The organism is Bacillus alkalisoli, from assembly GCF_002797415.1.
Lineage (GTDB): Bacteria > Bacillota > Bacilli > Bacillales > Bacillaceae_I > Bacillus_CD > Bacillus_CD alkalisoli.
In genome coordinates, this window is record NZ_KZ454944.1 from 2,644,442 (window position 1) to 2,656,774 (window position 12,333).

15 protein-coding genes and 1 riboswitch are annotated in these 12,333 nt (G+C 33.4%); of the genes, 1 reads left to right on the forward strand and 14 read right to left on the reverse strand.

Annotated elements, in window-relative coordinates; translation table 11 throughout:
• Positions 1–283: 283 nt before the first annotated feature.
• The 6 genes from CDZ89_RS13160 to CDZ89_RS13185 form a co-directional block, all read right to left on the reverse strand.
• Complete coding sequence (locus CDZ89_RS13160) at positions 284–1,243, reverse strand: nucleoside hydrolase (RefSeq protein WP_096154901.1); 960 nt, start codon at positions 1,241–1,243, stop codon at positions 284–286.
• A gap of 47 nt (positions 1,244–1,290) precedes the next feature.
• Complete coding sequence (locus CDZ89_RS13165) at positions 1,291–2,370, reverse strand: Ger(x)C family spore germination protein (RefSeq protein ID WP_096154902.1); 1,080 nt, start codon at positions 2,368–2,370, stop codon at positions 1,291–1,293.
• Complete coding sequence (locus CDZ89_RS13170; protein WP_096154903.1) at positions 2,357–3,463, reverse strand: GerAB/ArcD/ProY family transporter; 1,107 nt, start codon at positions 3,461–3,463, stop codon at positions 2,357–2,359. Before CDZ89_RS13170 ends, CDZ89_RS13165 begins: the two co-directional genes overlap by 14 nt.
• 57 nt (positions 3,464–3,520) lie before the next feature.
• Positions 3,521–5,032 (reverse strand): spore germination protein, encoded by a 1,512-nt coding sequence (locus CDZ89_RS13175; protein WP_100333797.1) that lies wholly within the window; start codon positions 5,030–5,032, stop codon positions 3,521–3,523.
• Positions 5,033–5,318: 286 nt separating this feature from the next.
• Positions 5,319–5,651 (reverse strand): YolD-like family protein, encoded by a 333-nt coding sequence (locus CDZ89_RS13180; protein WP_096154905.1) that lies wholly within the window; start codon positions 5,649–5,651, stop codon positions 5,319–5,321.
• 128 nt (positions 5,652–5,779) lie between these two features.
• Positions 5,780–5,974: a hypothetical protein gene (locus CDZ89_RS13185; RefSeq protein ID WP_096154906.1), complete on the reverse strand. Its 195-nt coding sequence runs from the start codon at positions 5,972–5,974 to the stop codon at positions 5,780–5,782.
• 244 nt (positions 5,975–6,218) lie between these two features.
• Here CDZ89_RS13185 and CDZ89_RS13190 point away from each other — a divergent pair, with 244 nt between their 5' ends.
• On the forward strand, positions 6,219–6,404 hold the full coding sequence (locus CDZ89_RS13190) for a YkvS family protein (RefSeq protein WP_096154907.1): 186 nt from the start codon (positions 6,219–6,221) through the stop codon (positions 6,402–6,404).
• Positions 6,405–6,508: 104 nt separating this feature from the next.
• Here CDZ89_RS13190 and CDZ89_RS13195 read toward each other — a convergent pair whose 3' ends face one another.
• The 8 genes from CDZ89_RS13195 to CDZ89_RS13230 form a co-directional block, all read right to left on the reverse strand.
• Complete coding sequence (locus tag CDZ89_RS13195) at positions 6,509–6,808, reverse strand: AbrB/MazE/SpoVT family DNA-binding domain-containing protein (RefSeq protein WP_096154908.1); 300 nt, start codon at positions 6,806–6,808, stop codon at positions 6,509–6,511.
• Between the two features lie 85 nt (positions 6,809–6,893).
• Positions 6,894–7,553, reverse strand: a complete 660-nt coding sequence (locus CDZ89_RS13200) for an oxidoreductase (RefSeq protein WP_100333798.1) — start codon at positions 7,551–7,553, stop codon at positions 6,894–6,896.
• Positions 7,554–7,558: 5 nt separating this feature from the next.
• Positions 7,559–8,056: a preQ(1) synthase gene (queF, locus tag CDZ89_RS13205; RefSeq protein WP_096154910.1), complete on the reverse strand. Its 498-nt coding sequence runs from the start codon at positions 8,054–8,056 to the stop codon at positions 7,559–7,561.
• Positions 8,057–8,070: 14 nt separating this feature from the next.
• Positions 8,071–8,793, reverse strand: a complete 723-nt coding sequence (gene queE, locus CDZ89_RS13210; RefSeq protein ID WP_100333799.1) for a 7-carboxy-7-deazaguanine synthase QueE — start codon at positions 8,791–8,793, stop codon at positions 8,071–8,073.
• Positions 8,783–9,226 carry a 6-carboxytetrahydropterin synthase QueD gene (gene queD / locus CDZ89_RS13215; RefSeq protein WP_100333800.1) on the reverse strand — a complete coding sequence of 148 codons (444 nt, stop codon included), beginning with the start codon at positions 9,224–9,226 and terminating at the stop codon, positions 8,783–8,785. The genes queE and queD overlap by 11 nt, the downstream gene beginning before the upstream one ends.
• The gene (gene queC / locus CDZ89_RS13220; protein WP_100333801.1) at positions 9,223–9,888 is read right to left on the reverse strand and encodes a 7-cyano-7-deazaguanine synthase QueC; all 666 of its coding nucleotides are present in this window, start codon (positions 9,886–9,888) and stop codon (positions 9,223–9,225) included. The genes queD and queC overlap by 4 nt, the downstream gene beginning before the upstream one ends.
• Positions 9,889–10,018: 130 nt before the next feature.
• Positions 10,019–10,063: riboswitch (PreQ1 riboswitch) on the reverse strand.
• 169 nt (positions 10,064–10,232) lie between these two features.
• Positions 10,233–11,138 (reverse strand): DMT family transporter, encoded by a 906-nt coding sequence (locus tag CDZ89_RS13225; protein ID WP_100333802.1) that lies wholly within the window; start codon positions 11,136–11,138, stop codon positions 10,233–10,235.
• Positions 11,125–12,078, reverse strand: a complete 954-nt coding sequence (locus tag CDZ89_RS13230) for a PD-(D/E)XK nuclease family protein (RefSeq protein ID WP_096154915.1) — start codon at positions 12,076–12,078, stop codon at positions 11,125–11,127. The genes CDZ89_RS13225 and CDZ89_RS13230 overlap by 14 nt, the downstream gene beginning before the upstream one ends.
• Positions 12,079–12,333: the final 255 nt, after the last annotated feature.

Genomic DNA, 12,333 nt, shown 5'->3' on the forward strand with positions numbered 1-12,333 from the left:
ATTCAAATCTAATTTTATTTTAACAGAAAAAAGGAACTAGGTGACTAAGAGCTTTCTCTTATCACCTGTTCCATTCAAAACTTGTTTATTGAATACTATCTATACTCTATTAATTGAGTGAGTTTCATAAGTACAATTACTAAACGAAAAACGAATATTTAACCTATTCTTTAATATAATTAACGTTTTATCTCGAACGTTATTTAATTATAATAAACTTAACATTCGTTTTTCACTAAACGAACCATAATTATGAAATTGATTTAACTATATTATTTTTCACCTAATCTCCTGGAAGCTTTCGAGTCATAACATTAATAAAATCTTGAACAAAGTCTTCATAATCAAACTCTAATGCAATGTATTCTTCTTTCTCTTCTAACTCTTCTTCTGGTTTTGGTCTAAAATCCGCAATCGTTGCACCTTTTAATGGCCCGTCAGCAGTTTCTACTCTTACTCTACGTTTAGTATATCCGAACTTATCTGGATTAGCTACAGCGTACAGAGTTAAAACGTCATGTAATGGACTACCAGGTATGGAAGGGACAAGTTTTTTATAAGCTTTATTATAATAATCAAAGATAGCTTTCATTAATGGTTGAAATGGATTATTTTCTGTTTCTGCAATTGTATTAATTACTTCTGGAGTTATTATTGCCTTAGTTGATACATTTAGTGGAACTAAGACAATATCTGTTGCTTTTTCTAAAACTAAATCCGCGGCAATCGGATCTCCATAGAAATTCGCTTCAGCTGCAGGTGTTACGTTTCCAGGAACAAAAAATGCTCCACCCATTAGATAAAATTGTTCTACGCTATTCATTACTTCATTGCCACCTAAAATAAATCCGACAGCAAGCGAAGTTACTCGCCCAACATCTACAATTATCAAGTCACCCTCATACTGTTCTATGAGTTTGAAAACCGAATCATAATTTAACAACTCTCCAACAATTGTATCAGGGGGTTGTATTGGACCAAGCCCTTCCTCTCCATGTATTTCTGGGTAGTATGGAACAAACTCGCCCGATAAAGGGCCTTTAGCTCCACCAATCAATACAACATCTTCTCTACCTGCTAACGACAACAAATATGCTGCATTTTGAGTTGCTTGTTCTTGATCGATATTACCATAACCGGTAACTAACCCTACAACATTTAACTTTGGATTCAGCAGTGCGTACATTATCGCAAGTGAATCATCAATACCAGGATCACAAAATAACAGAATATTTTTTTTCACGTTTCTCCAACTCCCTAATACATTAATACATTATATATATTAAGAAATTACTCAACGATTCCTGTTCCAATAATTCTTACATTTGATGTTACATTTACTTCTACGTTTGGATAAGTTTGATCTTCCCATTTTTTTATATCAAAGCCTCTTTTTCTTGTCTTAACTTCATATCCTAAGCCAAGTGGATCAACACCAATTTCTTGAAATTGCTTAATTAAATTCATTGATTCACTTATCAATTTATCGGAAATGTTCTCTTGTATTTCTTTTGCTCTTTCATCATCAGCTATATCTTCACCACCATACTCTTTTAGAACTCCATCAACAGCCAAATGAATATTAATAGTGGGGGTATCACCTTCCCAGGTAACTCTAAACGTACGATTTGAATTAACGCTGTAAATGGATACATATTCACCACCTGGCAACAACGTACTATATATCCCATTTACGTATTCATCGACTAAGATTTTTAAGTAAAATAGTTTCTCACTCGGTATCATGGAAACCATTTTATCTCCATCAAAGATAGCTACTCCTTTTATTAATATTTTGTTTCCTTCATGCATTAATAAAGGCAGAGTCGGATCCTTACCATCTTTATAATAATCATTCAAAAAAACATGTAGATTCGTTATAGGAAGATCTCTTTGCTCTACATTATGTTCGACTAAGTTGTAAAAATACGCGCCTGTACCTCTATTTCCAAAATCCAACTTAACCATATCAAGAGCTCTTCCTTCATTTACTGCCAAATACAATCCTGTACCAATGCTTGCATCACGTTGTAGTGCATCAAACAAATCTTTTATACCTTGCCTCGCAATTTCTTCTGAATACAGGACAAATTCTAGACTACCTGTAACGATTGGATCAGAAGATTTTTTTTGCAATTCACGGACAGCATCTTTATTTAACTGTGCATAAGCTGAAAAAGCTTCATTCGATATAGTTTTATCCGCCTGATAAATTGGGACTACCGCTGTTACTAATAGATCTCCATCCTTCTCGCCCACATCAAAAGCTTGTAATGTTTGAATATTTATATCATCCAATATTCTTTTTTCTAAACAGCCTGTTAAAAGTAGCAAAATGCATATCCAAACGATTATTTTATGAAGATACATTCTTTTTCTTCTCCTTTCTCCACTTGACAAAACTAACTACTAAAAAGAGAAAAGGTATGTAAGCAAATACTAAATAAAAACCTACTTTACCTACATAATCATTTAAAATATGAATATTTTTTCTATCTTCAAACAATAAACTAATACCAAATATTAATAGCACCAAAACTATTAAGGTCAGGCGGTGTTTCACATTAGCAACTCGTTTTGCTACTCTACTACCAGCCCAAATGAAGATACATACATTCGGTAAAATAATTAAGCACCAGTTGGCTATTCCGATATACTCTACACGCTCAACAAATGGTAATTCGATAATTTTCCAAATGGTTAATGTTGCCCATATTTGTTTTTCTAACATTTTCTCACTAAAATAAGCAAACGTAATGATAGCAATAAATAAATAAATTGCATTTGTAGTTAAAATTGATAGGTGTGCCCATCTTTTTGACTTACCTGGATCTTTAAGATATGGATAATATACAAGTAATGCTTCAAAACCAATAACAGTCAAAGACATATCTTTAGCTGATAACAATAGATCTTTTACAGTAGTATCGTATATTGGAAGCAAATTTCTAAATTCCATGAACTCACCTGGTAATACGAAGGTTATTAATAAATAAGAAGGTAGGATAGTTCCAAAAAACGCAATACCTGTTACAATTCGGAAACCACCGGAAACGATATAATAGACTAAAAACAAAAATAATAAAACGAATAACCAAGTCTTAATATCTGGGAATAGCCAAATCTGAACAACTTCGATGTATGTTCTTAGCACAGTAATAGTTGTCGCGACAAAGTAGAGAGCGAATAAGAGGGAGAGTGCATTTCCAAACCACTTACCAAAGGCAAATTGGTGTGCTTGAACGAGGTCCCCCCCTCCTGATTTTTCTAACAAACTATAGATTAACCAAACAATAATATGTATATATATGCCTATTATGATGATCCCCATCCACGCATCATGGCCAGCAGACATTGCGATAATACGCTGATATCCTAATACACCTACCCCGAACTGGGCAGCGTGTAGTAAAAAAAAGACTAAAAATGGCGATATTTGAAACCGTTCAGGTATTTTTTGCAATGGAAAGCACTCCTCCACTATGTGAAACTAAATCAACTGGATAGAAAAGAATTTTATCTATTCATCGATATCTTTCTTTCGTTTACTTTTTTTCTTGGCAAAGCGGTAAGGATTTGTCGGTCTTAACTGTTCTGGCCTTTTACTTTGAAACGAAAAAGGTAATCGTAATAGGGCGTCCTTCATATCTGTTAATCGAGGTGGGTAAATAGGCTCCATATAAGGTCTTCCAAGTGAGGTTAACCTTAATAGGTGAGTAGCTAAAATACAAAAACAAAATACAATTCCGAGCAATCCCCATAATTCTGCAAAAAATAAAAAAGGAAAGCGCAAAATACGAATCGTGTTACCCATTTTATAAACAGGTGTTGTAAAGGAGGCAAGTGCAGCAAGTGCCACAATAATTAACAAAACGTTGCTCGTTAAACCCGCTTCAACAGAAGCTGTTCCAATAACAATCCCACCTACGATACCGATTGTCTGACCTACTTTTGTCGGTAGTCTGGCTCCAGCCTCTCTTAATAATTCAATTGTTAACTCGAGAAAAACAGCTTCTAATATAGGTGGTAACGGCACTTCTCTTCGTGACGCAACTAACGTACTCAATAAGTCTTTTGGAATGAGTTCATAATGATATGTAAGTACTGCCACATAAAGCGGTGTAACTAAAATAGAGAATGCTACCGAAAATAAACGTACTAAACGGAAAAACGAAGCTAAATAAAAATTTAAATAGTAATCTTCAAAAGAAGAGAAAAATTCAATTAACGTCGTTGGACCACTTAAAGCATGTGGAGAGCCATCTACCATAATGATAACTTTCCCTTCGGTTAATCCTGCAGCTACCCTATCAGGCCTTTCCGTATCTAATAATAATGGAAAAGGAGATGTTTCATTGTCTGATATTAATTGTGCTACATAGGAACTATCATTTATATGATCGAAATCTACTTCTTTTAGTCGTTGTAAAACGGTATTTTTATTATCTTCATTTACAATATCATCTAAATACATAACTGCTACCTTAGTGCTTGAAATAGTTCCAAGTTCGATTTGTTCAATTGTTAACATTGGAGAACCTAATCTTCTTCGAATCATATTAATATTCGCATCTATATTCTCCACAAAAGACTCTTTTGGCCCTACAACACTAAATTCAACCTCAGGTAAGGATACATTACGTGAGTGAACAAATTCAGACCGAACTAAAATTCCACTATAATCTTGTTCGTGTAATTGGATAAATAAAAATCCAGAAAGCATTTTATCTTTAACGGTTTTTGCATCTGAAGTAATTTCTAATGCTTCAATAGGTAAGATATTTTCTAAATCTTTAAGTGTTTCCCATGGTCTGGTGGAAATGCAATGTAAAATATCTCGGTGAATATAGTTAGTGTCACAAAGAGTATAGTAGTAGTTCACCCAAAACTTCTTACTTCCATCTGCTGTTTTATTTTCAAAGCTTAGGAAATCCATTGACTTCTTCATTTGTTGCAATAATTCTGGAACAGTAATCTTTTCTTGTTGTTCACTTTTATCTTGTCCAAAAATCTTTCGAAGAAGCTTTTTCATTCCCTCACCCCTTACATCCTTTTTATTTCATATTTATGTTTCGTTTATTGAAAAACGATTTTCTGTAAGTGATATGATGCAAGATATTTTCTATTGAATAGAAGTTCCAAACCGGTAAAAGTAATAATTCGTTTTTCGGTTAGTAGTCGTACCTTATAAAACGAACTCAACAAAATTACTTTTATTAGTTTTCCAATATATGTTGTGAATATACAAGATTTTCTATAGGGAAGCAGAAAGAAGGACAAAAAAACCGCCAAAAATTTAGCGGTCTACATAATAATATTTAGTTGTTTCCTACTTTTCGCACTACTTCTACAATATCTAAAATCGATATATGATATGTATGCTTTGACTTATCTTTAAATGTGATTTTACTTGCTGAATATCTGAAACTATATATCCTACCGACAAGTTGAACGATTTCACCTTCATACCAAACGGTCAGTTTAATTACTTCTTTATTCTTATACACTAACATTAGTAAGTCTTTTACAAATTTAATATCAGGAATGTTTTCTGGAAATAAAAGAAAACCTTGTACAGTGCGTTTCTCTTCATTTTTCCAAATAAACATATCTTGGCTTACTAATTGGTTTTCCTCTTTTTTGTATTCCATGTCCACCCCTCCAAAACACAGATAGTGTTATTGATAAGTTACTCAACAATTAATCTATTTCTTATTATACATATTCAGATACAAAATAAAAATACCTAGGAACTAATCCTTAGGTATTTATCTAAAAACTAACTTCTCGCAGATTCTGTATATTTATAAATAACAACACCGTTATGCTTTGCTATTCCTCTAAAATGTTTGAAATCTTCTCTAGCAACTAATACTTTTCTAAATTCCATAAACACATCGTTTGTGACTGTGTATTCATTTAATTCACCGTTTTTTAATTTATCTAGTATTTCCATAATTAAGTTTTCATTCATGTCAATCACCATCCTACTATTGTATATAATACATGAATTCATCCTATTTTGTAAGCATATTAAAAGTTCCAATAATCGATAATACAAAACTTTTATAAAAAATCCTCCTAAACTATTTACCTTTTACCAAAAATAAGGCAAAATAAAAATTATACTATTTTAACAAAATATTTAAACAATTCTTCACTTAATAAATATAAATATATAGAATTGCTATTAGATAAGATAGGGGAGAGTTAGATTAATGAAAATTGCAGAAGTAGGAAATGTAATTGAGTTTAAAGAGGGCTTAAAAGGAATCGTAGAAAAAGTGAACGAGAACTCGGTTATAGTTGATTTAACTTATATGGATAATTACCGTGACTTAGAGTTAGAACAACGTACTGTAGTTAATCATAAAAATTATAAAATTGTCTCTTTAAGTAGTTAGATTAGTATTAGATATGACAAACATAAGCATGGAAAAGTATTTTTTACTCTTCCATGCTTTTTTGTTTACTTTTTAACATATTCATTTATATAGTTTCCTCCCTATTAATACTTCGTAAAAATTACTTCTTTTTTCTCTTTGCTAATTTTAATTTTAAAGTCCGTTGATTCTCCTATTTTTAAATTTCTCCTTATTTCTACTGGTATGTTAACTTTACCATTATTGGAAACAATAGATTCATTGTAGGGATGTTCATCGACTGCTCGTTTCATGACAATACCTTTCGGGCTTTCTTTTATCATTAAAACGTCACCATCTTTTATGTTCAGTTCTTTTCGAAAAATACTAGGAATAGTTACATGTCCAGATTTTCTCATCCTTCGATGTTCGGCTAAACTGATCATGATAACATCACCTCCAGCTTTTTCATTTCATTCCCTTTATGAATATTTGATAAACACACATGATAAAAAGGTAACGCTATACACGCTACCTTTTGCTTCTAGAGATAAGGTGTGATTCGATTATGTGAACCCCTTTTTCTCCTTTTATAATATTTTCTATCATGGTAAGAGCAACATCTTCTCCATGTACAGGGCGATATTTTGATAATTTCCCTTTTAAGAAAGGAGTTAATAAAAAGCTTATTTTTTCAGCTGCTTTTTCGCCAAAACGGAATTCATCTCGTTCTCCAAGTAGCAAGGAAGGTCTAATGATATAGAGGGATTCCACGTTCTCTTGTTGAACGGCTTCCTCCATTTCTCCTTTTACCATATTGTAAAAAACGTTAGAACGGCTGTTTGCACCTAGTGCTGAAACTATCGCAATACGCTTTACACCTTTAGATGTTGCGAGCTTGACTGCATTTACAACATAGTGAAAATCAACTTTTTCAAACTGCTCTTTCGATCCTGCCTTTTTAATAGTCGTTCCTAAACAGATATATAGGTCGTCCACCTCAAAGTTCGCACCATAATCTGTAAGTCGGTCAAAGTCAACTTTAATTTGAAATAGCTTTTCACTTGATGTACTTAGAGGTCTTCTAACTAACACCGTTGCAGATTCATATTGTTTATGTTGTAACAGTTGTTGGGTGACACTTTTACCAATTAAACCAGTAGCACCGATAACTAATGCTTTTCTCATCATCTCTATTAACGGTTGTCTACTTTTTCAGGATATAGGTCGTGGTTCATTAAACGGTATTGTGCCATTTCTTCATATTTCGTGCCAGGTTTTCCATAGTTCGTATAAGGGTCAATGGAAATTCCACCACGTGGTGTGAATTTACCCCATACTTCAATGTAGCGTGGGTCCATTAGTTCAATTAGATCATTCATGATGATGTTCATGCAATCTTCGTGGAAATCTCCATGGTTACGGAAGCTGAATAAGTACAGTTTTAAAGATTTACTTTCTACCATTTTTTCATTTGGAATGTAGCTAATGTAAATAGTAGCGAAATCTGGCTGGTTTGTTTTTGGGCATAAGCTTGTAAATTCAGGGCAGTTGAATTTTACAAAGTAGTCTCGGTTTGGATGTTTATTATCGAATGATTCTAGTACGCTTGGTGAATAATGAAATAAATAGCCTGTACCTTGATTTCCTAGTAATGTAACGCCTTGTAATTCTTCGTCTTTTCTTCCTGTCATTTGAAACACTCCTTCTATACTCCGCGGGCATTTCCCCATAATAGTGTGTGTAGTTGAGGTAGGACTCTTGCGTTGTTTAGTTCTTTGTCTTGCATTACTTCGTAAATTAACCATTCGTATTTATTTAATAGTTCTTGTCTTAGATCTTGAATAGATGCTGTTTGTACATCCGCATTCCCTACTTGCAAATAAAATGGTACGTTTGGAAACATGCTATGTATTTTTTTAGCATATTGCAAATCCTCTTTGTCAAAAACTACAACTTTTAATGATACGTTACTAAGTGCAACGTTCTGAATAATTGTTGCAAGCATCTCAAAATCTGTTTCCATCTTTGAGCTTGGTGGTTTTGGAGAAATAGTTAAATCATCAATATCCTTTAACCACTCTTGCCATTTACTACCTTGTGTTTCTATTGCAACTCGTATGTTTTTCTTGTGAAGTTCTTCTACTAAAAAATGAATATTTTTTAAAAGAGCAGGATTTCCACCTGATATCGTTACATGTTGAAATTTATCTTCTCCGATTTCTATGAGCCTTCTAATAATTTGTTCTGCTGTTAGATGCTGAATTTGTTCTTTTGCAGATCCGTCCCATGTAAAAGCGGAGTCGCACCAACTACAACGATAGTCGCAACCAGCAGTTCGAACAAACATTGTTTTTTGACCGATTACCATTCCTTCTCCTTGAATGGTCGGTCCAAAAACTTCTAATACGGGAATCGTTTTATTTTCCATCCCTATCCCTCTTCGGTCGGTATACTACATAGCTAGTAGGTGTTTCTCTAACAAAAAGTTGAAGGCATGTCGGTTTGTTTGGCAATGTTTGTAGATGATTTTCTACAAGCTCCCACATCACTCGAGCTACCACTTCTGTTGTTGGAAAACAAATTGGGTCCGAATCATTAAAAAGAGAAGTATGATCATTCATAACAGTGTGATCGAATCGCTTATGAATCAGCGATTTTAACACTTGGAAGTTTACTAAAAAACCAGCTTCGTCTAAATCATCACCAGCAACCGTCACATTAACAAAGTACGTATGACCATGCATTTGCTGACATTTTCCTGCACTTTCAGTTGGAACAAAATGTGCTGCTGCTATATGCATGTCTTTATTTAATTCATATTGATAGGTATGTGCAATTTGCGGATATATTTGTTGAATCACTGTTGTTCACCTTCTTTTTGTGATAAATATTCATTTAGTCCATTGCTTCTTAACTTACATGCCGGACATTCTCCACATCCGTCCGCAATGATTCCGTTATAGCATGTTAATGTTTTATTCCGAACGTAATCTAATGCTTCCAACTCGTCCGCTAACTCCCATGTTTGGGCTTTGTTTAACCACATTAATGGTGTATGAATGACAAATTGGTAATCCATTGAAAGATTTAACGTTACGTTTAATGACTTTACAAAAACATCTCGACAATCTGGATAACCACTAAAGTCTGTTTCACAAACCCCTGTCACGATATGTCTTGCTCCAATTTGTTTTGCTGCAACTGCTGCGAATGAAAGAAATAAAAGGTTTCTTCCATCTACAAATGTACTTGGTAATTCGCCTTCTTTTTCTTCAATTTCAATATCTGATCTTGTTAGCGCATTCGGTGTTAATTGGCCAAGTAAGGACATATCTAGTATATGGTGTTTTACGTTTAAGTCTTTGGCTATTTGTATTGCACAGTCTATTTCTAATTTATGACGTTGTCCGTAGTTGAATGTCACAGCTTCTACTTCGTCGAATTGTTTTTGAGCCCATAACAGACAAGTTGTGCTGTCTTGACCGCCGCTAAAAACAACCATCGCTTTTTCTAACTTCTTCATTATATAATCCCCCATTAGGAAGTTTTCTTTTTTTCTATCAAAAAAAGCGCTAGCCTTCTGTAGTTAGAGGGCTAGCGGGTCATGTAAAAAACGTATAAACAAAAAAATCTATACCATAGGATATAGTTTCATGTCCTTAGTTTTTTATAGAGGGTTTAGCTAGAACCTCTCCTGTTACTTTGAACAGAATTAATATTTGATTGAGTACGTCACTAAACGAAACGTAATCATGCCTTTGATTGAATTAACTATGTAAATATAGCATAAGGTTTATTTATAGGTCAATAGTATATAATCGCCTCTTTTCAAATTTGTAAGAAGAGGCGATATTACGTTAATAAAATTTACGCAGCTGCTTTTAGTCTATTAGTAACTCTTGATTTTCTGTTCGCAAAATAGACCCCTAAGAATATAGTGATTAAGCCAAATAGTAAATTTTTTGTAACTGGCTCACCAAGTAGTATATTTCCCCAGAACAAGGCAGTTAACGGGATAATATAGGTGACTGTACTTGCAAAAGCTGCACCGCCAGTGTTTATTAGATAATAGTACAACAAGTATGCAATACCTGATCCAACACATCCTAAACCGATAATAGATACAAATAGTTTCCAGTCATTAGATTGCATCACATTTACTAATGCCATAGGTTCTGTAAAAATAACACCGATTCCTGCTATAGCAGCCCCAACTACAAGTGTAATAAAGGATAGAATGACTTCGTTCACCCTACTTAAATATCGTTTTGTGAAATGTGTTGCAAAACCATAACAAGTTGTCGCTAAAATCATCGTGCCTATCCCTATGAAACTATTCGAAAACAGCTCACTAATATTGAAATTCATCAAGATTAATATTCCAAGAAACCCTAGGATGATCCCGCCCCATTGTTGTTTATTAAGAAAAATGGAAAAGGCAATAAATCCAATTAAACCGGTTAGTATTGGGGTTAACGCATTTAATACAGCTGCCGTATTACTCGTTATTTGTGTCTGACTTAGAGCTATTAATGCCCAAGGTAAGCCAGCGTTAAAAACACCAGCAATTAATAATGCTTTCCACGGTAGATTTTTTCTTATTTCTTTATTTTTAATCTTTATTAATAAAAGTGGAAACAAAATAGATGCTCCCGCGACGCATCGTAAAAATACAGTCCCCCATACACCAGCCGTTCCTATTATCGTTTCTACAAATACAAACGATAGGCCCCATATTAAACTTAACCCTATTAAAGCGCTATATAATTTCATTTGTAGCCCCTAATTCCTTGCTATGACATTTTTCTTTGAAGTTACACATCTCACATCTACGTGATAGGTTCATTTCAAAATAATCCATACTTAACGGTTTATTTGTCCCTTTGTCTTCTAAGAGCTGCAACATATAATAGATACTATTATTCATCGTTTGTTCCGCATGATTGATGTCTTGTTGGGTTAATTTGTACTCCCTACTAATCCCTGTCTGCAAATACTCATTACGAATAACAATATCCTCAATTGTTATGTTATGCTCTTGCGATAAATATAGAGCATAAAATGCTAACTGCTTTTTGTCCTCTTCTGATTCTTTACCAGTTTTCCAATCAATTACTACCCACTTACCTTGATGCACATCTTTGTATACGAAGTCTAGCACTACATATACATCTACACCATTTACTTCAAAAATTTTAAATTCTTCTGATTCCAACACTTGCAATTCTAAGTTGTTTAAAATACCTTGATACGTCTCACTTTCGAAAAAATGTTGCACACATTTATATAGCTTTTCTTTCGTTACCGCAATCTCTTCAGAACTAATCCCTTGTTCATAGTAGATTTCATGCAACATTTTATAACGTTTGGGTCTGTTAAACCAATATTGTTTATGTTTAGTAGAGTCAATATAAGCCTTATTTAAACCTCGTGATACCTTTTCAATCATCTCTTCTTTTGAAATCAAACTTTTACCTGCTATAAATCTTTTGATTTGGTAGTCGATTGCATTATGCAGTTCTTCTCCTAAAATAATTGGGAGGTTAGTTAAATTCTTTAATCTGTAAGAAGATTTATTCTCTTCTAGTGCATCATATGACCATCCATTATGAGATTCATAATAGTGATAGTAATATTTTCTCTTGCAATCTAATAGTGTCTTATGTCTACTATTAGACCAAGAAAAACTCGGGTACTCACGCTCAATATACATGTTGTTCCTCCCTTATTTATAAACCAATCAGAAAAATAGCTTTCGAAACAAAAATTACTCTCTATCAAACTTTTTTACATTCTATCATTCACTTCTGTTAATATATCAAATTTTCTCTTTCTTAACATCCAGAAAAACAAAGAAAAAACACGAGGATTACGTAAACATCGAACAAAAAAATTAGTAGAAAAAATAGAACACCTATCATTCATACTAGGCAAACACACCTTATACAAAAAAGGTTAGAAAACATAC

Bases quoted from the DNA above. Each gene is read 5' to 3' on its own strand.
- CDZ89_RS13225 (WP_100333802.1), bottom strand. From the start codon at position 11,138: ATGAAATTATATAGCGCTTTAATAGGGTTAAGTTTAATATGGGGCCTA.
- CDZ89_RS13230 (WP_096154915.1), bottom strand. From the start codon at position 12,078: ATGTATATTGAGCGTGAGTACCCGAGTTTTTCTTGGTCTAATAGTAGA.
- CDZ89_RS13195 (WP_096154908.1), bottom strand. From the start codon at position 6,808: ATGATCAGTTTAGCCGAACATCGAAGGATGAGAAAATCTGGACATGTA.
- CDZ89_RS13200 (WP_100333798.1), bottom strand. From the start codon at position 7,553: ATGATGAGAAAAGCATTAGTTATCGGTGCTACTGGTTTAATTGGTAAA.
- queE (WP_100333799.1), bottom strand. From the start codon at position 8,793: ATGGAAAATAAAACGATTCCCGTATTAGAAGTTTTTGGACCGACCATT.
- CDZ89_RS13190 (WP_096154907.1), top strand. From the start codon at position 6,219: ATGAAAATTGCAGAAGTAGGAAATGTAATTGAGTTTAAAGAGGGCTTA.
- CDZ89_RS13165 (WP_096154902.1), bottom strand. From the start codon at position 2,370: ATGTATCTTCATAAAATAATCGTTTGGATATGCATTTTGCTACTTTTA.
- CDZ89_RS13185 (WP_096154906.1), bottom strand. From the start codon at position 5,974: ATGAATGAAAACTTAATTATGGAAATACTAGATAAATTAAAAAACGGT.
- CDZ89_RS13175 (WP_100333797.1), bottom strand. From the start codon at position 5,032: ATGAAAAAGCTTCTTCGAAAGATTTTTGGACAAGATAAAAGTGAACAA.
- queC (WP_100333801.1), bottom strand. From the start codon at position 9,888: ATGAAGAAGTTAGAAAAAGCGATGGTTGTTTTTAGCGGCGGTCAAGAC.
- queF (WP_096154910.1), bottom strand. From the start codon at position 8,056: ATGACAGGAAGAAAAGACGAAGAATTACAAGGCGTTACATTACTAGGA.
- CDZ89_RS13180 (WP_096154905.1), bottom strand. From the start codon at position 5,651: ATGGAATACAAAAAAGAGGAAAACCAATTAGTAAGCCAAGATATGTTT.